Source organism: Paenibacillus sp. ALJ109b (assembly GCF_010747435.1).
GTDB lineage: Bacteria > Bacillota > Bacilli > Paenibacillales > Paenibacillaceae > Paenibacillus > Paenibacillus taichungensis.
In genome coordinates, this window is sequence record NZ_JAAIFP010000013.1 from 62019 (window position 1) to 85420 (window position 23402).

The 23402-nt window shown below is 47.6% G+C and carries 19 protein-coding genes and 1 pseudogene; 16 read left to right on the forward strand and 4 right to left on the reverse strand.

The features are described from left to right. Positions 1-99 precede the first annotated feature (99 nt). A complete protein-coding gene (locus G3352_RS14845; RefSeq protein ID WP_163757543.1) occupies positions 100-1500 on the forward strand; it encodes a polysaccharide deacetylase family protein in 1401 nt (466 codons plus the stop codon). A gap of 104 nt (positions 1501-1604) precedes the next feature. Here G3352_RS14845 and ilvD read toward each other — a convergent pair whose 3' ends face one another. From ilvD to G3352_RS14860, 3 genes and pseudogenes are all read right to left on the reverse strand, one after another. After that, positions 1605-3290: a dihydroxy-acid dehydratase gene (gene ilvD, locus G3352_RS14850; protein WP_090903949.1), complete on the reverse strand. Its 1686-nt coding sequence runs from the start codon at positions 3288-3290 to the stop codon at positions 1605-1607. Positions 3291-3605: 315 nt separating this feature from the next. Beyond that, positions 3606-3854, reverse strand: a pseudogene (locus tag G3352_RS14855) (KGG domain-containing protein); the annotation flags it as partial. Between the two features lie 112 nt (positions 3855-3966). Further along, the gene (locus tag G3352_RS14860) at positions 3967-5019 is read right to left on the reverse strand and encodes an acyltransferase family protein (RefSeq protein WP_163757545.1); all 1053 of its coding nucleotides are present in this window, start codon (positions 5017-5019) and stop codon (positions 3967-3969) included. Positions 5020-5240: 221 nt separating this feature from the next. Between G3352_RS14860 and G3352_RS14865 the strand changes: the two genes are divergently transcribed. The 6 genes from G3352_RS14865 to mgrA all read left to right on the forward strand — a co-directional run bounded on the left by G3352_RS14865 (position 5241) and on the right by mgrA (position 10518). After that, entirely contained in the window at positions 5241-6206 is a 966-nt protein-coding gene (locus G3352_RS14865) for a sugar kinase (protein ID WP_163757547.1), read from the forward strand. An 86-nt stretch (positions 6207-6292) separates the two neighbouring features. Then, the gene (locus G3352_RS14870) at positions 6293-6958 is read left to right on the forward strand and encodes a bifunctional 2-keto-4-hydroxyglutarate aldolase/2-keto-3-deoxy-6-phosphogluconate aldolase (RefSeq protein WP_063566860.1); all 666 of its coding nucleotides are present in this window, start codon (positions 6293-6295) and stop codon (positions 6956-6958) included. A gap of 90 nt (positions 6959-7048) precedes the next feature. Then, positions 7049-7813, forward strand: coding sequence for an alpha/beta fold hydrolase (locus tag G3352_RS14875; RefSeq protein WP_163757549.1), 765 nt, complete (start codon positions 7049-7051; stop codon positions 7811-7813). Between the two features lie 61 nt (positions 7814-7874). Then, positions 7875-8660: an HAD family hydrolase gene (locus tag G3352_RS14880; RefSeq protein WP_163757551.1), complete on the forward strand. Its 786-nt coding sequence runs from the start codon at positions 7875-7877 to the stop codon at positions 8658-8660. Between the two features lie 21 nt (positions 8661-8681). Beyond that, positions 8682-9422 (forward strand): NAD-dependent protein deacylase, encoded by a 741-nt coding sequence (locus tag G3352_RS14885; protein ID WP_163757553.1) that lies wholly within the window; start codon positions 8682-8684, stop codon positions 9420-9422. 88 nt (positions 9423-9510) lie between these two features. Next, entirely contained in the window at positions 9511-10518 is a 1008-nt protein-coding gene (gene mgrA, locus G3352_RS14890; RefSeq protein WP_063566864.1) for an L-glyceraldehyde 3-phosphate reductase, read from the forward strand. Positions 10519-10618: 100 nt separating this feature from the next. On the opposite strand, the gene G3352_RS14895 is transcribed toward mgrA, so the two are convergent. Further along, positions 10619-11593, reverse strand: coding sequence for an AraC family transcriptional regulator (locus tag G3352_RS14895; protein ID WP_240343086.1), 975 nt, complete (start codon positions 11591-11593; stop codon positions 10619-10621). 156 nt (positions 11594-11749) lie between these two features. Here G3352_RS14895 and G3352_RS14900 point away from each other — a divergent pair, with 156 nt between their 5' ends. From G3352_RS14900 to ptsG, 9 genes are all read left to right on the forward strand, one after another. Further along, positions 11750-12931 carry a galactokinase gene (locus tag G3352_RS14900; protein ID WP_163757555.1) on the forward strand — a complete coding sequence of 394 codons (1182 nt, stop codon included), beginning with the start codon at positions 11750-11752 and terminating at the stop codon, positions 12929-12931. Position 12932: 1 nt separating this feature from the next. Next, positions 12933-13922 carry a UDP-glucose 4-epimerase GalE gene (gene galE, locus G3352_RS14905; protein ID WP_163757557.1) on the forward strand — a complete coding sequence of 330 codons (990 nt, stop codon included), beginning with the start codon at positions 12933-12935 and terminating at the stop codon, positions 13920-13922. Positions 13923-13937: 15 nt separating this feature from the next. Beyond that, positions 13938-15536, forward strand: a complete 1599-nt coding sequence (locus tag G3352_RS14910; RefSeq protein ID WP_163757559.1) for a UDP-glucose--hexose-1-phosphate uridylyltransferase — start codon at positions 13938-13940, stop codon at positions 15534-15536. Positions 15537-15781: 245 nt separating this feature from the next. After that, entirely contained in the window at positions 15782-16369 is a 588-nt protein-coding gene (locus G3352_RS14915; RefSeq protein WP_275898430.1) for an MSMEG_1061 family FMN-dependent PPOX-type flavoprotein, read from the forward strand. Between the two features lie 91 nt (positions 16370-16460). Then, positions 16461-17624, forward strand: coding sequence for an iron-containing alcohol dehydrogenase (locus tag G3352_RS14920; RefSeq protein WP_163757561.1), 1164 nt, complete (start codon positions 16461-16463; stop codon positions 17622-17624). A 252-nt stretch (positions 17625-17876) separates the two neighbouring features. Further along, positions 17877-18413, forward strand: coding sequence for an NfeD family membrane protein (locus tag G3352_RS14925; protein ID WP_063566870.1), 537 nt, complete (start codon positions 17877-17879; stop codon positions 18411-18413). Between the two features lie 58 nt (positions 18414-18471). Next, positions 18472-20025: a flotillin family protein gene (locus G3352_RS14930; protein WP_163757563.1), complete on the forward strand. Its 1554-nt coding sequence runs from the start codon at positions 18472-18474 to the stop codon at positions 20023-20025. Positions 20026-20189: 164 nt separating this feature from the next. Further along, positions 20190-21044 carry a glucose PTS transporter transcription antiterminator GlcT gene (gene glcT, locus G3352_RS14935; RefSeq protein WP_163757564.1) on the forward strand — a complete coding sequence of 285 codons (855 nt, stop codon included), beginning with the start codon at positions 20190-20192 and terminating at the stop codon, positions 21042-21044. A gap of 287 nt (positions 21045-21331) precedes the next feature. Then, positions 21332-23389 carry a glucose-specific PTS transporter subunit IIBC gene (gene ptsG / locus G3352_RS14940; protein ID WP_163757566.1) on the forward strand — a complete coding sequence of 686 codons (2058 nt, stop codon included), beginning with the start codon at positions 21332-21334 and terminating at the stop codon, positions 23387-23389. Positions 23390-23402: the final 13 nt, after the last annotated feature.

Consider the following 23402-nt stretch of genomic DNA (forward strand, 5'->3'; position numbering starts at 1 on the left):
AAGAAAAGGCTGAATTATGATAAAATTAAAGGCGGTTTATTTTGGTTAGTGCTATATTATGGCACGGTAATTCAGCAAGAGAAGCGGGGAGTTTGTAGCATGACAAATTTACTTCAGAGCATATTACTGTGGTTATTGTACATTTCATCGTTTTACGCCTTTATTCCGAGTTTAGTTAGCAGACTTTTCGGTTTTCGTGTGTTTAGGCGCGGGAGAAGTGAGACGGAGTTTTCCTTAACCTTTGATGATGGGCCGGACCCGGAATACACACCCAGATTGCTTGATTTACTACGTCAGTATGAAGCAAAGGCAACGTTTTTTGTAGTCGGCGAGCATGCAGCCCGTCATCCCGAGCTTATTCAGCGTATACATGAGGAAGGTCATCTTCTCGGAATTCATAATTATATTCATAAAACGAATTGGTTGATGCGGCCGCGTACGGTTCGAGATCAGATACAACGAACAGGTCAGATTATTCAAGGGGTAACGGGGGTAAGAACTTGTTATTATCGTCCACCATGGGGCATTATGAATCTGTTTGATTTTTTCAGTAAAAAAGATCGCCGTATTATTCTGTGGTCGTCCATGTTTGAGGACTGGAGAAGCAGTGTGGGCGTTGAGAAATTGACGGAACGAATGTTGAAGGAGCTAAGGGGCGGAGAGGTCATGTTACTGCATGATCGAGGGACTACCCTCGGCGCTGATGCACACGCGCCGGAGCAGATGCTCCAGGCGCTCGAAGTCGTATTGCAGGAAGCTAACAGGCAGCAGTTGCACAGTGTACGCATCGATACGTTGATGGGAGGCGTTACGGTGAGCGAATCTAAAAGTACAGGTCAACCACAAACACATTTATCACCTTGGAAACGTATGGTTGTTGCGTTATGGCTAGGCTGGGAGAAGTTGTTTCATTGGGTATACCATTTGCATACAGCATCGCCGGAGGACCCATTGTTACACTACCGCTCCCGCGTATATCATGGAGCATTGGTTGAAATGAATGACGGTCATGTGATTCGTAACGGAGATCCGGTTATTGAACTTCATTTTGATAATAAAAAGCTTTTCGATCTAGGTATGACTTCACGCTCAAGTATGCATCTGGCCATTCGCATGATTCGGGCCATGGAACAGCAACTTCCTGATTTGGCCCGGCAGGTCGCACTTGAACCTGAACTTCGTTCAGCCAAGGCTCTATATGGTGTGAGTATGATTAACCGGGGACCGGAGAAATTCGGGTTTACGGTTCGGGAGTTGGCACCTGGGCCGTTCAGTTCTGCATCAAAAGTGTATCTGAAACTTCTGTTAAGCGTCATTCATCCGGCTGGAACGAAACGTCTGAAACAGCGTTCCGAACAATTGGTTCCAAAAATGATTGCCATGCCGCTTGATGTGCTGCTGGATCGATATGGTCAGCACGCTCTGGTAGCAGCGACAGCGGAACAGTCCTCAGAGGAATTGTTGGTTCCTGAACAGGATCTTGTACCTGAACGAAACTGATTGCGAAATGAATAAAGAAAAGGGTTGCCCTTCGCCGAAGTCGGCTGAAGAGCAACCCTTTATTTATGTTTCCGATAAACGAAATTCACCGGATATTACTTGAATTAGATACTGAGTACGCCACCGTTGCTTGCATTCGTTACCAGTTTGGAATAACGAGCGAGGTAACCGGTTTTTACTTTCGGTTCAAAGCCTTTCCAACCTGCGCGACGACGTTCGAATTCTTCGTCACTGATATGCAATTCGATGATGCGGTTGTTCAGATCAAGTTCAATGATGTCTCCTTCTTCAACAAAAGCGATTGGACCGCCTTCAGCAGCTTCCGGAGAGATATGTCCGATACTGATTCCGCGGGATGCGCCAGAGAAGCGTCCGTCGGTGATCAGACCTACTTTGGCACCAAGGCCCATACCTACGATCTGGGAAGTAGGAGCGAGCATCTCAGGCATACCTGGTCCACCTTTTGGTCCTTCATAACGGATAACAACAACATGTCCTTCTTTTACTTTGCCGTTTGCAATACCTTCGAGTGCTTGTTCTTGGGAGTCGAAGCAAATAGCAGGACCTTTGTGATATCCGCCAACCGAAGCGTCAACAGCACCAACCTTGATGATGGCGCCTTGTGGTGCAAGGTTACCAAACAATACAGCCAAGCCGCCTTTTTCGGAATGCGGATTATCCAGGTGGTGGATAACATTGGTATCCTGGATTTCTTGTCCTTCAACGTTCTCACGGATCGTTTTACCTGTTACCGTGATACAGTCGCCATGAATTGCACCTGGTTTCTTGAGCAACTCGTTCAGAACTGCACTTACGCCACCCGCATTATGAACGTCTTCGATGTGAAGATCGGAAGCAGGTGCCAATTTTGCCAAGTGAGGAACGCGATTAGCAACTTCATTGATTCGCTCGATTGGATACTCGATGCCTGCTTCATGAGCCAGTGCCAATGTATGAAGTACCGTGTTCGTGGAACCACCCATAGCCATATCCAGTGCAAAAGCGTTGTCGATGGCTTCTACAGTAACGATATCGCGTGGTTTCAGATCCATTTTGATGAGTTCCATCAGTTGTTTAGCGGATTGTTTAACAAACTCACGACGCTCAGGAGCAACAGCTAGGATGGTTCCGTTACCTGGCATAGCCAGTCCCATCGCTTCAGCCAGACAGTTCATGGAGTTCGCAGTGAACATACCGGAGCATGATCCACATGTTGGACAGCCGAACTGTTCAAGTTCAAGCAAGCTCTTATCATCAATTTTACCAGCTTGATAAGCACCTACGCCTTCAAATACGGAAGTCAAGGACAGAGCTTTACCATTGCTGTCACGACCTGCCTTCATTGGACCGCCGCTGACAAACACGGTAGGAATATTACAGCGGAGTGCGCCCATCATCATGCCTGGTGTGATTTTGTCACAGTTCGGGATACATACCATGCCGTCGAACCAGTGTGCAGATACAACGGTTTCTACGGAATCCGCGATAATGTCACGGCTTGGCAGCGAGTAACGCATACCAATGTGTCCCATGGCGATTCCGTCGTCAACTCCGATGGTGTTGAATTCGAATGGAACGCCACCGGCTTCACGAATAGCTTCCTTTACAATTTTACCGAATTCCTGCAGGTGGACATGGCCGGGCACGATATCGATGTAAGAGTTACAAACGGCAATAAATGGTTTGCCAAAGTCCTCTTCTTTAACGCCCGCTGCGCGGAGCAAACTGCGGTGCGGTGCACGGTCAAAACCTTTTTTGATCATATCGGAACGCATCTTCTTGGCTGACATGGTGTATTTCCCCCCAAATTTATAATATTGAGCAACATGAATGGAAATATAAATGGCAGTGCATCTGTCGTTTAATTTCATCCGTACTCTAAAAAAATAGACCAGTGATACTGGTTTCGAGCTTCCCGTAGTTTGTGAAGTTCTTTGCTGCTTTAAACCCGTGAACAACCCGGTTTTTCTATAGAGTCTATCACAACCGTCGTCATATTTCTACAATTCAATAGAAAGAAGCTTCAATCCATTAGTGGAATGAAGCTTTCTTGATTTGATGCACTTCCTCAGGTTATCTTTTACCTTACCCATGGGGATCGGTTAACTGCTCCCGCCTTTGCGACCAATCTCCCGATAGAATTCTTTATTATGAGTTTCGGAAGTTGCTTCTCCACCTTTGCGTCCAATTTCCTTATAGAACTGAGAATCATGCGCATCTGAAGTCGCTTCTCCACCTTTTTTACCTATCATTTGGTAGAAGCTCCGATCATGTTTTTTGGATGTGGCCTTGCCACCTAATCTACCCGCTTCCTCGCGACTCATTTTGTGTTCAGACGTCTGTGGACGTGCCATTACAAATCACTCCTTATATCATAAGTAGATTGTTGTAGCGCGTATTCCTACTTACCACATAATTTCCAGCCTGAAACAAGTCGATTTTGAGGAACAGAAGCAGGATTTCAGTTCATCTAAACCAGGATGCTGAACGTTTTAATACCCCCTGACGATTGAAGTGAAAGCGGGAAATATCGGGCTCAATGAGAGGCCGAAAGGCATGACGGACGGCTGGGTGGGCCAGCGTTATAGCGAACAGTAACGCAATGGAGACAATTACCGGAATGTACAAGCTGGTCTCCATATAGTTGTAAACCCCGGACCAGACCGCCAAGCGAACGAGAAATCCATGTAAAAGGAACACATACAGAGTGCGTCGTCCCAAATCAGTCAATCTGGATGTTAATGAAGGGACCCATGCGAGAAATAATGCTCCTGATCCAATCTCAAGTGCATAGATTCCGAGTCGGTAAATTCCTGCAAACCACTCATAATGTCCAAGCTCTGCGTAAGTCATGCTTCCCAGTAACCAGCCTGGTGAAATGTTGAGCCCTCCGAGTCCAATCCAACCAAGAAGAGCAGCAGATAACGTAGCTGCAATTCTTTGGCCCCAGCCGGATCGCAAATGGGAGCGGATGGACGCTCCGTAGTCATACCCAATAACAAAGAAGGGAAGAAATACAAACGTTCGGCTGAAGCTCAGCCAGAAACCGTCAATGGGTAAATATCCGGCACATACTCCCAGTGTCACGGCACCGAGTAATCTATAGATCGGTTTCCAAGAGAGTGTAAGACGAAGCAACAGCCGCCAGCAGAAATGACTTGCCAGAAACCAGAGCAATAGATAAGGTGCAAAGAAAGACAAACGCATATGCGGTGTGTGGAATACGGTGAAATCCATTACTGCATACAGAGACTGAAACAGAAGGTACTGTAATGCAATCTGCTTAAGCACATTGCGGCCAGATGTACCATTGAGTGAATGTCTGGCGAAGTAGCCGGTTACCCATACAAACAGCGGCATGTGAAACGTATATATCCACAGAAACAGAGCTTCTGCTCCTGCAAAACGTGTAATGATTGGTTCAAGAGCATTGCCCGCTAGTACACAGACAATGAGCATAAAGCGCAAGTTGTAAAAAAAGGAATCCTGATCGTCGTGAATGATGGTTGGTTTGTTCATGTTGTAGCCCCCCTGATAACCCTTGGCGATTGCAATCTTGTTCTGTAATAAGGGTAATATGGATGTGTAACATTAATTGTGATATATTTCACATGAGAAAGCGCTATCCTTTCTCAAAGCTGTGACAACAAAATGAACGCTCCGGGATTGACAACGGTTGCATAGAGGCTGACAATGGGGAAAGAAGATGAGAAATTGTAAATATAAGGAGGGGAGAATTCATGTCGACGAATACCCGCCCTAGCCCGGAAATTGTTACGTTTGGCGAAAGCATGGGTTTGCTGACAGCAAAGGATACAAGAGGTCTCGAATATGCAGCGACATTAGATAAATCATTTGGAGGCGCAGAGAGTAATCTGGCGATTGGTGTATCCCGACTAGGGCATACCAGCGGCTGGTTTGGCCGCCTAGGTAATGATCCGATCGGTAACATGATCTTGAAGGCTATTCGTGGTGAAGGTGTAGATGTATCCAGAGCAAGGATGAGCGACAAAGAGCCCACCGGTTTGATGATTCGTGAGAACGCTTCCGGGAAAGCCTCGGTGCACTATTATAGGAAGCTATCCGCTGCAAGTGCAATCACCCCTGAAGATCTGGACACGGATTATATCGCGGGTGCGCAAATCCTTCACGTTACAGGCATCACCGCAGCAATAAGCGCGTCGGGACTTGCTACTGTTGAAGCTGCTATACATATAGCTAAGCAGGCTGGTGTGAAAGTGAGTTTTGATCCGAATCTGCGTCTTAAACTGTGGTTAGCTGAAGAGGCGCGTCCCGTACTGCTTCGTCTGGCTGAGCAAGCGGATTATTTCTTGCCGGGTCTGGACGAGATGAAACTTCTGTATAACGAAGAGGATGATCAAAAAGTACTTGAGCGTTTGTCCGCCATGAACGCAGTCTGTATCGTGAAGGGCGGCCCTGATTTGACCTACGTATTGGTGAATGGTACCCTAACGGAAGTTCCGTACTTCAAGGCAGATCATGTCCTGGATACGGTTGGGGCAGGAGATGGATTCTGTGCGGGCTTTTTGTCCGGCCTTATTAAAGGATATTCTCCGCAGGAGGCGACCCGTCTCGGGAATTTGACCGGTTCCATGGTAATACAGGCTGTTGGCGATTGGGAGGCGCTCCCGACGTGGGAGCAGGTCGAGGCCAAGCTGAACAATGTAGCTCATGTTGAGCGCTAGTCGCTGCTGATATCATATATGTCTCATCTTCGTTCATTAATGTAAGGCTTGTAATAGACAACCACATTGACAAGGGAGAGAATGAAATGAAGAAGCTTCAGCTGCTACAAAAAATAACGGACAGTGGGGTTGTTGCGGTTCTGCGTGCAGATTCTGCTGATCAAGTTATCGCCATGGCCGAACAAGCCATCGCGGGTGGCATCAAGATTATCGAGATTACGATGACGGTGCCTAGTGCCCTCAAAGCCATCGAGAAATTAAGCCGTGTATACCATTGGAACACACAAGATCCAGAGAAATTTGCCATTATTGGAGCTGGAACAGTGCTTGAACCACAGACAGCGCGTGCTGCGATTATGTCAGGGGCTGAGTTCGTTGTGGGTCCTTCCCTGAACCCGGACACTGTAAAAATCTGCAACCTGTACCGGATTCCGATTCTTCCAGGGGTGATGACCATTGCGGATGTACAACGTGCATTGGAACTTGGCGTGGATATTGTGAAGTTGTTCCCGGGTAATCTCTACGATCCGTCCATTATCAAAACGATGAAGGGACCTATGCCACAAGCGAATTTTATGCCGACTGGTGGGGTGTCCTTGTCCAATCTAGGTGACTGGATTAAGGGAGGCGCTGTTGCTGTAGGTATTGGCTCGGACCTTACAGCGGAAGCAGTGAAGACGGGGGACTTGAGTCATGTTCGCCGCAAAGCGGAACAATATATGGATGCTTACCGCAAGGCCAAGGCTGAATAGCGATGAATGATGGAGAAGGGGAGCCTCAGGAATGAAGGCTCCCGTTCTGCAAGCCGCGGCACCTGCGGAAGTGCAGAAAGGTGATGAACGTTGAGAAACCGATATAGTACAGGGCGCAAGAAGAGGGGCATCGGGAAATTCCTGCTCGTTCTTCTGGCGCTCATTGTCATTGGGTGTGGGTTTGTGGCCTGGAAGCTGTTTACGCCTTATGGACCACAGGAGATGGCTCAGACAGCCATGGAAACTGCAAATCAGGTGACTGTAACTGAAAAAGACAACTGGATTAATTTTGTGCCGGACAAATCTGTTGGGGTGAGTGTTATTTTTTATCCAGGTGGATTGGTTAAACCGGAAAGTTATGCACCTCTTGCCCATGAACTTGCGGCAGCAGGACATCATACTATTATTGCGAAAATGCCGGTTAATCTGGCGGTAATCAAGCAGAATCTCGCAGATGATATTATTAAAGCCTATCCGGATGAACAATTTGTTATTGGAGGGCATTCTCTTGGCGGATCGATGGCGGCGCGTTATGCGGCTTCCCATCCAGATGCACTTCAGGGCATCTTTTTCCTAGCATCTTATCCGGATGAAAAAGGCAGTGTGAAGTCACTGGGGATACCCGCGTTATCCATATTGGGTACTAATGATGAAGTGGTGAATGCCACAAAGTATCAGAATGGTCGGTCATATTTGCCAGAAGATACGGTGTATTACACCATTGAAGGTGGTAACCATTCGCAGTTCGGTGACTATGGCCACCAGAGTGGTGACGGGGAAGCTGGGGTCAGTGAAGAGGAACAACTATCTCAAACGGTTAAAACGACTGTAGGCTGGCTGGATACAATCAAGTAATCTGCAAGTTCAACGGTGAGAGAGACTAATCCATAGCAGACGGAAACTGGAGGTGATACGTATGTCTATGCTTCAAATCCGTGGTAAGCAAGTTACCTGCCGAGGCATTCTTTTTGATAAGGATGGTACGCTGCTGGATTTCTTACAGCTATGGGGGCCGTGGGCGGAGTCTTTGCTGAATCAGTTGGAATCACAGCTGTCAGAGCTTGGTGCCTCGTTCACGGTGGAGCGTGAGCAAGTTCTCGGTACGGTCCGCAATCGCGAAGGTCAGCTGATCGGATATGATCTTCAAGGGCCATTAGCTATTGCCACGGTGGACGAGAGCAACGGTTTGCTTGCTGGGCAGTTGTATGCCGCAGGCATGCCGTGGAACGAAGCAATCACTACGATCCGTCATTTTTCCAGTGTCGCCATGGATGAGGTACGGCAGAGAAAAATGGCCGAACCACTACCTGGATTAAATGCATTTTTGCAGAGCTGCCAGGAAGCATCGATTCCGATGGCAGTGGTCACTTCGGACAGCACAGCTGCTGCCGAGGAACATCTGGAGTGGATGGGAATCCGGTCATATTTTACATCGATTGTTGGCAGTGACCGGGTGACTCGGGGCAAACCGGATGGAGAGGCTGCGGTTCTGGCTTGCCGGGAATTACATATTCTTCCTGAAGAGGCTGTTGTGATCGGTGACAGCAATGGAGATATGCAGATGGGACGTAAAGCAGGAATGTCCTGTAGGATTGGCTTCTGTCCAGAAGTTGAGGGAAGCCATTATTTATATGACGCCGATGTCATTATCCAAAATTATGATGAGTTAAAAATCATCTCTGAACGTTCCTCACAGGGGTGATCTCGTAAAGGAGGAGAGAGGATGAACGCAACAGAACAACTGGCTGCCTGGATTAAGGAAAGTTCAAATATTGTTTTTTTCGGAGGGGCCGGAACTTCAACGGAAAGCGGGATTCCCGACTTCCGCTCTGCCGCTGGCTTATACCAGACAGAGCAGCATTCACCCTATCCACCGGAAGAGCTGCTGAGCCGACATTTTTTTGACCAGCATGCTGATATTTTTTATGATTTTTATCGAGGTAAAATGCTACATCCCGATGCGATGCCCAACGGCTGCCATCGACTGCTCGCCAGATTGGAGCAGGAAGGAAAACTTCAGGCGGTTATCACACAAAATATCGACGGGTTGCACCAGAAGGCTGGCAGCAGCAATGTCCTGGAGCTTCATGGTTCGATCCATCGAAACGCCTGTATGGATTGCAAGAGGTTTTACGGGTTGGATGACATTATTACGGCAAAAGATACGGTTCCTTGTTGCACTGCGTGTGGTGGCGTGATCAAGCCGGATGTCGTGCTGTATGAAGAGGAGCTGGACCAGACGATATTATATCGTTCGGTTGACGCACTGTCTTCGGCGGATTTGCTGTTGGTAGGTGGAACTTCACTAACGGTGTATCCTGCCGCACAATTGATTACGTACTTTCAAGGGAAACATACGGTCTTGCTTAACGCTACACCTACGGCTTACGACAGGCAGGCTGATTTGCTGATTACAGACCCTATTGGTGAGGTAATGAATAAGGTGGACCAGCTTCTTGGTTAAACGTAAGTCAACAATGTCCGAATAACCGCATTCTCCGGCATACGGACCGGGTACTAGAGGCGGAACCTGGGGAAAGAAGGGATTCATGATGGTCTACGTAGCCAGCGATGCACGCTACGAAACAATGAAATACAACCGCGTTGGACGTTCAGGTTTGAAACTGCCAGCGATTTCACTTGGGTTATGGCATAATTTTGGTGGCATTAATAATGCGGAGAACGGCCGAAATATGATCACCCGTTCGTTTGATCTGGGCATTACGCATTTTGATCTTGCCAACAATTATGGTCCGCCGGCAGGTTCGGCAGAGCAGTTATTTGGTCAGGTATTGGCGCAGGATCTGAAGCCATATCGAGATGAACTCGTCATCTCGACCAAAGCCGGGTACTATATGTGGCCTGGACCTTACGGTGAGTGGGGTTCTCGTAAAAACCTGGTTTCCAGTCTCAATCAGAGCTTGAAGCGCATGGGTCTCGATTACGTAGACATCTTTTATTCTCATCGTTATGACCCCGAAACACCTCTGGAAGAAACGATGATGGCGCTGGACCATATTGTTCGTTCCGGCAAAGCACTATATGTCGGCATCTCCAACTATCCTGCAGAACAGACGAAGCAGGCGGCCGAGATTCTCAAAGGCCTGGGTACACCTCTGTTAATTCATCAACCCAAATATTCCATGCTGGATCGTTGGATTGAGGATGGGCTGCAGGATGTACTTGATGAGTATGGAACAGGCAGCATCGCTTTTTGTCCATTGGCACAAGGCGTGCTCACCAATAAATATCTGAATGGCATTCCAGAAGATTCACGTGCCAAGGGCCCGTCTGTATTCTTGAATGAAAACAACATCTCGCCAGAGACATTGCGCAAAGTGCGTGCTCTGAACCAGATTGCAGCATCGCGTGGTCAGAGTCTGGCCCAATTTGCTCTGGCTTGGGTATTGCGTGATGGCAAGGTAACTTCTGCACTGATTGGTGCAAGTCGTCCTTCGCAGATTGAAGAGAATGTCGCTGCTCTAAGCCAGTTGGAATTCTCCTCAGAGGAATTGGAGCGTATTGAATCGATTCTCCGTCCGGAACCGGATCATAAATAAAGTTCAAAAGGTGCATCTTAGCCATAATGGCGGGATGCACCTTTTTTGTTCCTTATTATGCAGACCTATGGGATAGGAGATCCTACTTTTGATTACAGGGTTACCGCTGGTTCGGTGGTACTTGGCGTGTCGCTTGATGCAAGGGCCTATTAAGGATGTTCTCCCGGTACAGACTAGGAGCTTCTCCATGGAATCGCTTGAACTGTTTGGAGAAATACAGCGCATCTGGCAAGCCCACGGAGGCCGATACCTGTTCGATGGACAGGTCAGGACGTTCCCGCAGCAGCTGGCGCGATTTATCGATCCGCAGTTTAAGCAGGTAGGTCACTGGTGATAGCCCGGTTTCCTGTTTGAAAATGCGGGACAGGTACGCACGGTTATAACCAAGGCTGGCCGACATTTGCTCAATCGAGACAGGATAGGCATATTGAGTAGACATGTATTGAATCATCTGTTTTACAGTTCTTCGTATGGAAGATTCACCTGGAATTAAGGTTTGACCCTGAGAAAGGTGATTTTGTGCCTCGGCTAGAATCATATATAACGTACCCAATGATGTAAAATGAGAGCTTTCTTTCCGCTCGGCAAAAGCCGTCTGCATCACGGATAACCAATCGGAAATACCGCAGGAAGGACCGGCATGAAAGACGGATTTCTCCGGAAGGAAACCTGCTTCCTCTATATGCTTCGCAGCCTGGCTGCCGGTAAAGGCCATCCAGCGGTATTGCCAGGGATGTCGTGTATGGGATTGATAGCTTACAAGCTGCCCTGGTTGAATAAGGAAACAATCTCCTGCGGATAGTTCGTAGGTATGTAGTTCAGTACGAAATGTACCGGCTCCTTTTTCTACATAATGCAATAGATAATAATCGTATAGCTTCGGTCCAAGGGCGTGACCGGGAAGGGTCTGGCTTGCGCCTGCAAAGAGGACATGCAATGCCCCTTTTTCATAATAAACAGGATTGGAGGCAACCGAGTAGCTGAGTGCTCCACTTTTGCCAGAGGTTTCCGGAATTTGTTTTATCGGATCCCCCGTTGCACCCGTTTTTGAAGCTTCCTTACGTTGTTCAGTCATGATGACATTCCTTTCCTTCCTGGATGTTCCATTCATTATACGTCGAAAGGTCACATTTATCCATATGGAACACACATGGTTTCATTTCAAGAGGAACCGCCTTCTTGTATAATAACATTAAGAAAACCAACAACATTGAGATGGGGTGCAGCAGCAATGAACATAAATGAATTGAAACAAAAGTTTATTGATAAGTACGGAGAGAGTGGAGCGGACCTCCGTGTATTCCATGCCCCTGGGCGGGTGAATCTGATCGGTGAGCACATTGACTATAACGGGGGGTACGTGCTTCCGGCAGCGCTTGAATTCGGTACCACTTTGATTATCCGTGAGCGTGAGGACAACAAGTTGCAGTTGGCTTCCACGAATATGTCCTATGAAGGAACGCTGGATACGTCCTCCATTGGCAAAGAGAAAACAGGGGAATGGACGGATTACCCGGTAGGCGTCATGGTTGAACTACAAGGCAAAGGCGTAAAAGTAACCAAAGGTTATGACTTCCTCTATCATGGAGAAATTCCGAACGGCGCAGGACTTTCCTCTTCCGCATCGCTGGAGGTACTTACTGGGTATGCCATCCAGTCACTTGAAGGTGTTAAGGATATTGATACGGTTCAACTGGCGCTGCTGTCCCAAAAGGCAGAGAACGAATTCGTTGGCGTCAACTGTGGCATCATGGATCAGTTCGCTGTAGCTAATGGAGCAGAGGATCATGCGATCCTGCTGATGTGTGACACCCTTGAATATGAAAAAGTGCCATTCCGTACCGGCGCCTACAAGCTGGTCATTGGTAACACGAACAAACGTCGGGGGTTGGTGGACTCGGCTTATAACGAACGTCGCTCCCAATGTGAGCAGGCACTTGCCATTTTAAAAGAACAATTGCCTGCACTGAACTATCTGGCGCAACTTACACCTGAACAATTCGTTACACTGCAGGATCACATCAAGGATGAGAAGGTAAGACAGCGTGCCCAGCACGTCGTGGAAGAGAATGCACGTGTACTTGCATCGGTGGATGCACTGCGTGATAACGATCTGGAATCCTTCGGCAAGCTGATGAATGCTTCTCATGAATCCCTTCGTTATCTATATGAAGTGAGTTGCGAAGAGCTGGACGTGATGGTAGAGGAAGCTCAACGAATTCCAGGCACTCTGGGTGCACGCATGACCGGAGCAGGATTCGGCGGATGTACAGTATCCCTTGTGCATGAGGACGATGTAGATCGTTTTGTAAGTGAAGTTGGAGCGGCATATGAAGCACGTACCAGTCTCAAGGGCGAGTTCTATGTATGCGGAGTAGGCGACGGCGTTAAAGAATTGAAGGAGGCGAAGTAAGATGGCGATTTTGGTGACAGGTGGAGCAGGGTATATTGGTTCTCATACGGTAGCGGCTTTGTTGGAGCGTGGCGAAGAGGTAGTTGTACTGGATAACTTGCAGACAGGGCATCGTGAAGCTCTGCTGGGCGGAAAATTGTATGAAGGTGATCTGCGTGACAAGGAACTTCTGGCGAAGCTGTTCGCTGAGAATTCCATTGATGCTGTCATCCACTTTGCGGCTAACTCACTGGTCGGCGAGAGCATGAAAGATCCCGTGAAATACTATGACAACAACGTGTTTGGCACATTGTGCCTGCTGGAAGCGATGAATGCAGCGAATGTACGTCGCATCGTCTTCTCCTCCACGGCTGCTACTTATGGCGAGCCGGAGAAAGTGCCGATTGAAGAGAGCGATCGCACAGAGCCTACGAACGTATATGGTGAAACCAAGCTGATGATGGAGCGCATGATGTCCTGGTTCGATAAAGTACAGGAGATCAAATATGTCTCCCTGCGTTACTTCAATGCTGCCGGAGCCCATGATAGCGGCAAAATCGGTGAAGATCACCAGCCTGAGAGCCATCTTATTCCACTCGTACTGCAAACGGCATTGAAACAACGTCCACACATCGCCGTGTTCGGTGACGACTACGCCACAGAAGACGGAACCTGTGTACGTGATTACATCCACGTAAGTGATCTGGCGGATGCGCATCTGCGGGCCGTAGATTACCTCCGTAAAGGGGAAAACAGCAACGTGTTCAACCTGGGCAACGGTCAAGGCTTCTCTGTTAAACAGGTTATTGAGACGGCTATGAAAGTAACCGGACTGGATATTCCGGTTGTTCAGGAACCACGTCGTGCAGGTGATCCAGCTGTACTGGTGGCCTCGTCTGCCAAAGCAAGATCCGTACTGGGCTGGAATCCGAAATGGACAAATCTTGAAGATGTCATTCAAAGTGCTTGGAGCTGGCATCAGTCCCACCCTGACGGCTACGGAAAAAACTAGGAGGCGAACATCGATATGTCACAGACTCATATTGCAGCAGGCGCCACAGAGCGGACACCGGAGCAGCAGGAAGCACTGCATGCCATTGAACGTCTGGTAGCATTTGCCTTGCAGAACAAATTGATTGAAGAAGCGGATCGGGATTACAGCCGTAATCTGATGCTGGAACAGTTCGGGTTCTCCGAGCCGTATGCTGGAGTATTAAACGAGACGGTGTTGGATGGACCCCAACCATTGCTGGATACACTGATTGATTATGGATTTGAGATCGGACTTATACCTGAAAATACGGATACGTACCGTGATTTGCTCGATGCGAAAATTATGGGTCAATTGATGGCCCGTCCATCCGAAGTGGTGCGCGCATTCCGTCATACAGAGCAGACCGAAGGCATCGAGGCGGCAACCTCCCAATTTTATGAGCTTTCGATTCATTCCAATTACATTCGGATGGACCGCATCTCCAAGAATGTGTATTGGACACAGGATACAGCTTATGGAGACATGGAGATTACGATCAACCTCTCCAAGCCGGAGAAAAGTCCGAAGGAAATCGCGATGGCCAAGCTGCTTCCGCCTCCGGTATATCCGAAATGCCAACTCTGTCGTGAAAATGTGGGCTATGCGGGTCGGGTCAACCACCCGGCCCGTCAAAACCTGCGTGTCATTCCATTGGAATTGAACGGCGAACCATGGTTCTTCCAATACTCGCCATATGTTTACTACAACGAGCACTGCATTATTTTCCATCACGATCATGTGCCGATGAAATTAACCAAGGATACGCTGCGCAGGCTGCTGGCTTTCGTGGGGGAGTATCCGCATTACTTTATCGGTTCCAATGCCGATCTGCCTATCGTTGGCGGTTCCATCCTGACTCATGACCATTTCCAGGGTGGACGTCATACCTTTGCCATTCAAAATGCGAAACCAGAGGCAGTATTCCGCCATGCTGGTTCGCCAGGGCTTACGCTTAGCCTTGTGAAATGGCCAATGTCCGTATTGCGACTGGCATCACAGGATCCGGCCGAGTTGCTCGAAGCGGGGAACGCTGTTTATGAAGCGTGGAAGGTATACAGCGATTCTACGGTGGAGATCGAAGCATTCAGTGAGGTTGATGGAGAGCGGATTCCACACAATACGGTTACTCCAATCGTTCGTCGCAGTGCGGACGGTGGATATGAGATGGACCTCGTTCTGCGGAACAATCGCACGAATGATGAACATCCCGAAGGGATTTTCCACCCTCACCGTGAAATGCATCATCTGAAGAAGGAGAACATTGGACTCATCGAAGTGATGGGTCTTGCAATTCTGCCAGGTCGTTTGAAAGAAGAGCTGGACAGCATCGCGGATATTCTCGCTGGGGATACCAAACTTGCTGAGGCGGCCAAAACTTCCGAACATGTGTTGAACAAACATCTGGGCTGGGCAGAAGAATTGATCGAACGTTTCGGTCCAAACCTGAACAAGGAGCAAGCCGTCGCGCTTGTGCAACAGGAAGTAGGCTTGAAATTTGCCGAGATTCTGGAACATGCAGGTGTTTACAAATATGATGAGGCAGGACGTCAAGCCTTCCGTCGTTTCGTGACCAGCATGGGATACACCGAATAGTAGCGTGGTGATGTGGACAGGGTACACTTTTGAGTTCCCTTCATCCCTCTTCAATTTATTTTATAATACGATGCACGACACAGAGCCAGCCCTTTAATAGGGCTGGTTTTTATCTGTGATCTAATCAGAGCATAGTCGTGGCAGAAGCAGGGGACTTCACTGTATAATGTGAGAAAGGGTCTCATTAACCAAGAGAAGACAAAGATCCTGAAATGTCAGGACACAAAAGAAACGGGGATGAATAATTGGAAAAGCAGCCATTGAACATACCGATCATTACGAGTGCAGAGGAATTGCAAAGCATGGTGGGTGAACCACACGAACATGTACGTAACAAGGCGATTTCGTTTGTGGATTCACATGTTCAGAACTTTGTATCTCTGTCGCCTATATTTTTCCTCTCCACCTCTGATCGGGAAGGAAAGAGTGACGCATCCCCTCGGGGAGACGGACCAGGGTTTGTGAAGGTACTGGATCAACATCGGCTTGTCTATCCCGAACGTCCAGGCAATCGCCGAATCGACTCATTGCTGAATATTTTATCCAACCCCGGAGTTGGTATGATCTTTTTGATTCCGGGTCTCAACGAAGTGCTGCGAATTAATGGAACAGCTTCGATTACCAAAGATGAAGAATTTATCGAGAGTATCGGATGGAGCGGCAAAACCATCGGTGCGGCTGTCATTGTGGATGTGGAAGAATGCTTCATTCATTGTCCAAGAGCATTTAAACAGGCGGGATTATGGTCGTCCGAGACATGGGTGGATCAGGAAAATCTGCCTTCTACCAGCGAAATGTTCCGTGCCCATTTGCAAATTAACGGATTGATATAAAGTGAGTGGCTATCGATTTGTTTTTATATAATCGGGGTACTATAATGGGAGTTGCACTAAAAAATGAATCTCCATTGGAGGCGACATAGATATGCGATCTTTTCAATTTTATAATCCAACCCGACTGATATTCGGTAAAGGTCAGCTGGAAGCACTGAAAACCGAAGTGCCGAAATACGGCAAACGGGTTCTGCTTGTATATGGTGGCGGCAGTATCAAACGCAGCGGTTTGTACGATCAGGTGATCGGTTTTCTGAAGGAAGTTGGAGCTGAGGTTACGGAGCTGGCTGGTGTAGAACCGAACCCACGTCTTTCGACGGTACACAAAGGGGTAGACCTTTGCAAAACGAACAACATTGACCTGGTCCTCGCTGTAGGCGGCGGCAGTGTACTGGACTGTGCCAAAGCGATTGCCGTAGGTGCTAAGTATGACGGTGACATGTGGGACTTTGCTCAGCGCAAAGCCGTTGCACAGGATGCACTTCCGCTCGGTACCGTGCTGACAATGGCTGCAACTGGCTCGGAAATGAACTCCGGTTCGGTTATTACGAATCAGAATACACAGGAGAAGTTGGGCTGGGGCAGCGCGTATTCGTTCCCTGCGTTCTCGATCCTTGATCCAGTAAATACATATACCGTCCCTCTGGACCAAACGGTTTATGGCATGGTTGATATGATGTCCCACGTACTGGAGCATTACTTCCATCTGGATGCCAACACACCGGTCCAACTCGGATTCTGTGAGACGATTCTGCGCACAGTTATGGATGCAGCGCCTCGTCTGGTTGAAGACCTGGAGAACTATGAACTGCGTGAAACGATTCTGTACTGTGGAACGATGGCATTGAACGGCGTACTGAACATGGGTCTCGCTGGTGACTGGGCTACTCACAATATCGAACACGCGGTATCCGCAGTGTATGACATTCCGCATGGCGGAGGGCTGGCGATTCTGTTCCCGCACTGGATGAAGCATAATGTGGACGTAAATGTGGATCGTTTCAAACGTCTGGCGATCAATGTGTTCGAAGTTAACCCTGAAGGTAAATCGGACAAACAGATTGCTGAAGAAGGCATCGATGCGTTGAGCAAATTCTGGACATCCATTGGTGCGCCTAACCGTCTTGCTGATTATGATATCGATGACAGCCAAATCGAAGTGATGGCTGACAAAGCCATGCTCTTCGGTCCATTTGGTAACTTCAAAAAATTGCAACGTGAAGATGTTGTATCCATCTACAAGGCTTCTCTGTAAAAATAAAACATAAAAACACAACAAAAAACCGCACGTCTCCTTTAACGGAGATTTGCGGTTTTTTGTTGTGAATAAGAGCGAATTGGAGAATGTTCCAGGAACTGGACTATATTGCGATGAAAATAACCATTATCGGGTCTAGGATACAAATGAGGAAAGATTTTGAAACATAACGGCACCTTGCTACGTATTTATTTACATGAGGAATGCCCAGTTGGATGGAATTGCGGCAGAAGAGAGGAGGAACGGGGAATGGAGTCAATCTATTGGGGGTGTCTAATCGGAGGAGCCATATTTGCAGTCGTCAGCCTTGTGCTAGGTGACTTGATTGATGGCTTGCTGGACGGGGCCTTTGAATTGCCAGGCCTTGATTTTTTCAAACCTGTTGTGCTGGCTGGTTCTATAACCACCTTTGGCGGAGCCGGTATTATGCTGACACGTTATAGCTCGATAAGTGCGATTTCGGCACTGATACTATCCCTGCTTATAGGTATTGCTGCAGCCATGCTGGTATTCTTTGCATATATCAAGCCGATGCGTAACAGTGACGTTTCCATTGCGTTTTCCATGAAAGAGCTATCCGGGAAAATTGGAGAAATCACCATTCCGGTACCAGAAAAAGGTTTTGGTGAAGTCATGATCAAGATTGCTGCCGGTAATACGGTGCACACGGCATCCAGCTTTGAACATCGTCCCATTGCGGCGGGAGCGCGTGTTGTAGTTGTGGATGTGACCGAAGGTGTACTGCGTGTGTCGGAATGGGATGAAGATGTACTTAAAGATGTTTAAGGTAGTTTAACCGTTAGCAGTGTAAGCACTCATGAATGAATAAGGGGAGAGATGTGGAATGGATTTGAATTTGGATTGGGATGTATTGTTGATTCCTGCAGTTGTGGTAGGTGTTATTCTGATTCTTGGTTTGGCTTTCTGGGCAAGGTACAAAACGGTTGGGCCGGATGAAGCGATGATCGTGACGGGTTCATTCCTTGGAAGTAAAAATATTTCTGACGATGACTCCGGACGAAAAATTAAAATTGTTCGTGGAGGCGGCGCGTTTATTCTGCCAGTGTTCCAGCAATCTGAGTTCATCTCACTGTTGTCTCATAAGCTGGACGTCTCTACACCGGAAGTATACACGGAACAAGGTGTACCGGTTATTGCTGATGGGGTCGCCATTATCAAGGTCGGAAGCTCTATAGAGGACGTTGCTACCGCAGCCGAGCAATTTATCGGTAAGCCTGTGGAAGCATTGCGAGGCGAAGCGCAGGAAGTTCTGGAGGGGCATTTGCGGGCCATTCTCGGAACGATGACGGTCGAAGAAGTATACCGTAACCGCGATCGCTTCGCGCAAGAGGTTCAAGGTGTAGCTGCCAGGGATCTGAAAAAAATGGGACTGCAAATTGTTTCTTTTACTATCAAAGATGTTCGTGACAAACAAGGTTATCTGGATGCTCTCGGTAAACCGAGAATAGCAGCCGTCAAGCGGGATGCTGAAATTGCGGAAGCGGAAGCGATGCGGGATGCGCGTATTCAGAAGGCCAATGCGGAAGAGCAAGGGCAAAAAGCAGAGTTGCTGCGTGATACGAATATCGCTGAAGCTGCAAAAGAAAAGGAACTGAAAGTAGCGACGTTTAAGCGGGATCAGGATACTGCTAAAGCGGAAGCGGATCAGGCGTATCATATCCACGAAGCACGTGCGAGACAAACCGTGGTAGAGGAAGAAATGAAAGTTGAACTCGTTCGTAAAGAACGTGAGATTGATCTGCAAGAGAAAGAAATTATCGTACGTGAGAAACAATATGATGCTGAAGTGAAGAAAAAGGCAGAAGCGGATCGTTATGCGGTGGAGCAGGCTGCCGAAGCGGATAAAGCCAAAAGAATGCGTGAAGCCGATGCGGTACAATACTCCATTGAAACGCATGCAAAAGCTACTGCGGAGCAGAAGCGTCTTGAAGGTCAAGCGATGGCAGATGCTGAACGCGCCAAAGGTACAGCGGATGCAGAGGTCATTCGTCTCCGGGGTCTGGCGGAAGCAGAAGCGAAGGAAAAACTGGCCGAGGCGTTCCAAAAGTTTGGCGAAGCTGCCGTGCTAGATATCATCGTCAAAATGCTGCCTGAACTTGCTGGTAAAATTGCAGAGCCGATCTCCGCGATTGATAAGCTGACCGTTGTGGACACAGGGAAGGGCGAAGGCGCCACTCGTGTAAGTAATTATGTAACTGAGCTCATGGCGACAGCTCCCGAGATGCTCAAAAGTGTCTCCGGCATTGATGTGGAGCAGTTAATTAAAGGTCTCACCAAGCCTAAAACAACAGCACCGGTTGCTATCCAACAGAGTGAACCTGTAACGACTCCCTCTATTATCGATAAGATTGTGGAAAAAGCTGGAGTTGACGAGTAAGACAACGAATTATAAAGCAGTCATGCTCTATTGACCTTAAGGCGAATTTTTGTTACTTTTTAAGCGAGACGTCCGGCGCGGTTTGCCCGCTTCGGATGTCTTTTCTTTCTTACTAGGGTGTGACTGAATCACACCTAAGATGGTGTGAAAAAGAGGTGCAAATATTGAGTAGCCTGCAAGTAGCCAAAGCGCTAAATAATAATGTAATTATTGCACAGCATCCTGAACATGGAGAAGTTGTCGTGATTGGTAAAGGCATCGGCTTCAATCGGAAAACAAATGATATTATTCCACTGATGGCTGTGGAGAAGATGTTCATTTTGAGAAACCAACAGGAGCAGGAGCAGTATAAGCAGCTTCTACCACAAGTGGATGAAGCATTGATCGAAATTATTAACGAAGTCATTACGTATATTGCAGAGCGTACGGACGTTCCTTTAAACGAACATATTCATATCGCGTTGACCGACCATATTTCTTTTGCATTAAAACGGAAAGAACAAGGGATTGTTATCCAGAATCCGTTTCTATATGAGACCCGTGAAATTTATCCTGATGAATATCGTATGGGTGAATACGCAGTTCGTTTGATTAAAGAAAAACTGGGCGTAGATCTGGGAATGGATGAAATCGGTTTTATTGCGCTTCACATCTACAGTGCCATGACCAACCAAAATATTTCCCAAGTTCGAGAGCATTCTCAACTGATTACCGATTTGGTGAGCCTGGTGTCAACCCAACTGGAGTATTCGTTTGAGACGCAGTCACTGGATTATTCCCGGTTACTGACTCATCTTCGGTTTGCCTTGGAACGTGTCCGTCGGGGAGACAAAGTGGAAGAGATCCACAAATTAGATTCCCTGTTGAAGTTGGAATATCCTGAAATGTACTCGCTTGCATGGAAGCTAACGAAGGTGATGGAAAAAAGGTTGAATCTTCCAGTGTATCCTGCTGAAGTGGGGTATCTGACCATTCATTTACAGCGACTGAATCAAAGGAAAGAAGAAGAGAGTAAGTGAAATATTTCCACTAGTGGGACTCTAATTCGAGAAATTTCGTGTAAAGGCTTGCATCGTTTTTGAAGTGGTGCTACAATGGTCTCCGTAATCAAGCAACTGAATAAACACAAACGACGTGTTACTGATTCGATCAGGCATGAGTTATCTAGAGCGTGATTGTTCTTACCTTATACCGGGTATGCTATACCCGAAGGTTGGACCAATTTGCTTTGTTAACTCGTGCCTTTTTTGTTTTCCCTTGCTTGCATCACAACATAAAAATTAAAAGAAAGGGTGGATACGACGCAATGTTTAAAAAGCTTTTTGGTGTATTGCAAAGAGTAGGTAAAGCTCTTATGTTACCTGTAGCAATCTTGCCAGCGGCAGGTTTATTGCTAGGGATCGGTAACATGCTTGTGAATCCGGATTTTCTGCAGTATGCAACAGCGCTAGATACCCCATGGGTAAGCTCGATCGCGACCATTATGATGAATGCGGGTCAGATCGTATTTGATAATCTGGCATTGCTGTTTGCTGTCGGTGTAGCCGTTGGGCTGGCCGGAGGCGAAGGTGTCGCAGGTCTTGCGGCTATTATCGGTTACCTGGTCATGAATGTGACTTTAGGTACGGCTGTTGGTGTTACGCCAGCCATGATAGGTGAAGTACCCGGTTATGCCAGCATCTTGGGTATCCCTACATTGAGTACCGGCGTGTTCGGAGGTATTATCATAGGTATTACCGCCGCGCTATGTTACAATCGATTTTTCAAAATCGAGCTGCCGTCTTACCTTGGTTTCTTTGCAGGTAAACGCTTTGTCCCAATTATCACTTCAGTCGTTTCCCTCTTAATCGGGTTGCTTCTGGTAATCATCTGGCCTCCGATTCAAAATGGGCTGAATGCTGTATCTCACTTCATGGTAGATACAAGTCCGACATTGTCGGCATTCATTTTTGGAGTAGTAGAACGGTCACTTATTCCGTTCGGTCTACATCACATTTTCTATTCACCATTCTGGTTTGAGTTCGGTGAATATGTGAACAAAGCTGGAGATGTCATTCGTGGAGACCAGCAAATCTTCTTCAATCAACTGCGAGATGGTGTGAATCTCACAGCGGGGACGTTCCAAGTTGGTAAATTCCCGTTCATGATGTTCGGTTTGCCAGCTGCGGCGCTTGCGATGTACCATGAAGCAAGACCGGAGCACAAAAAGTATGTTGCAGGGATCATGGGATCAGCTGCGCTGACTTCGTTCCTCACAGGGATTACAGAACCGCTTGAGTTCTCATTCCTGTTTGTAGCACCAATCCTGTTTGCAGTACACTGTATCTTTGCAGGTTTGTCTTTCATGACGATGCAAATTCTTGGAGTCAAAATCGGGATGACATTCTCCGGTGGATTCATTGACTTCCTGATCTTCGGGATAATCCCGAACCGCACGCCTTGGTGGGATGTGATCATCGTAGGTTTGATTCTTGCAGTGATCTACTATTTCGGATTCCGCTTGATCATTCGCAAATTCAACCTCAAAACACCAGGTCGTGAAGAGGCAACACCTGAAACATCTTCGGGTGGTGGAGGCTCAGGTTCAACGGATGATCTGCCTCACAATATTCTTGCTGCATTCGGCGGACAAGAAAATATCAAACATCTGGATGCCTGCATTACTCGTTTGCGGATTGAAGTAAATGAGAAATCCAGTGTAAATAAAGATCGTTTGAAACAATTGGGTGCATCTGGCGTACTTGAAGTGGGTAATAATGTACAGGCCATCTTCGGTACACGTTCAGATACGATTAAATCTCAAATGCAGGATATCATTGCAGGACGGACACCGGCACCAGCTCCAGCAGCTGTGGCTAAGCCAGCTCCTGAACAGGAAAAGGCGCAAGGTGAAGAAGGCGAACGTATTATTGCGGAAGACATCGTTATGCCAGTTAACGGCGAATTGATGGATATCACAAACGTTCCTGATCCGGTCTTTGCTGAGAAAATGACAGGCGATGGCTTTGCTGTTCTGCCTCATGATGGCAAGATTACTTCTCCTGTATATGGTAAGGTGTTTAACGTATTTCCAAGCAAACATGCCGTGGGCATTATGTCTGACGGAGGCAAGGAAGTACTTGTTCATATAGGTGTCAACACGGTGAAGCTGAAAGGTCAGGGCTTTAACGTGCTCGTGCAGGAAGGCGACCTGGTATCGGCAGGACAGCCGATTATGGAAGTGGATCTGGAGTATGTGAAAGCTAATGCTCCGTCAATCATCTCTCCGGTCATTTTCACCAATCTGCCAGAAGGCTCGACAGTAACGCTAACGAAAAGTGGGTTACTGAAAATTGGCGATCAGCCGATTATTGAGATAAAATAAGAAGTGTTACGAC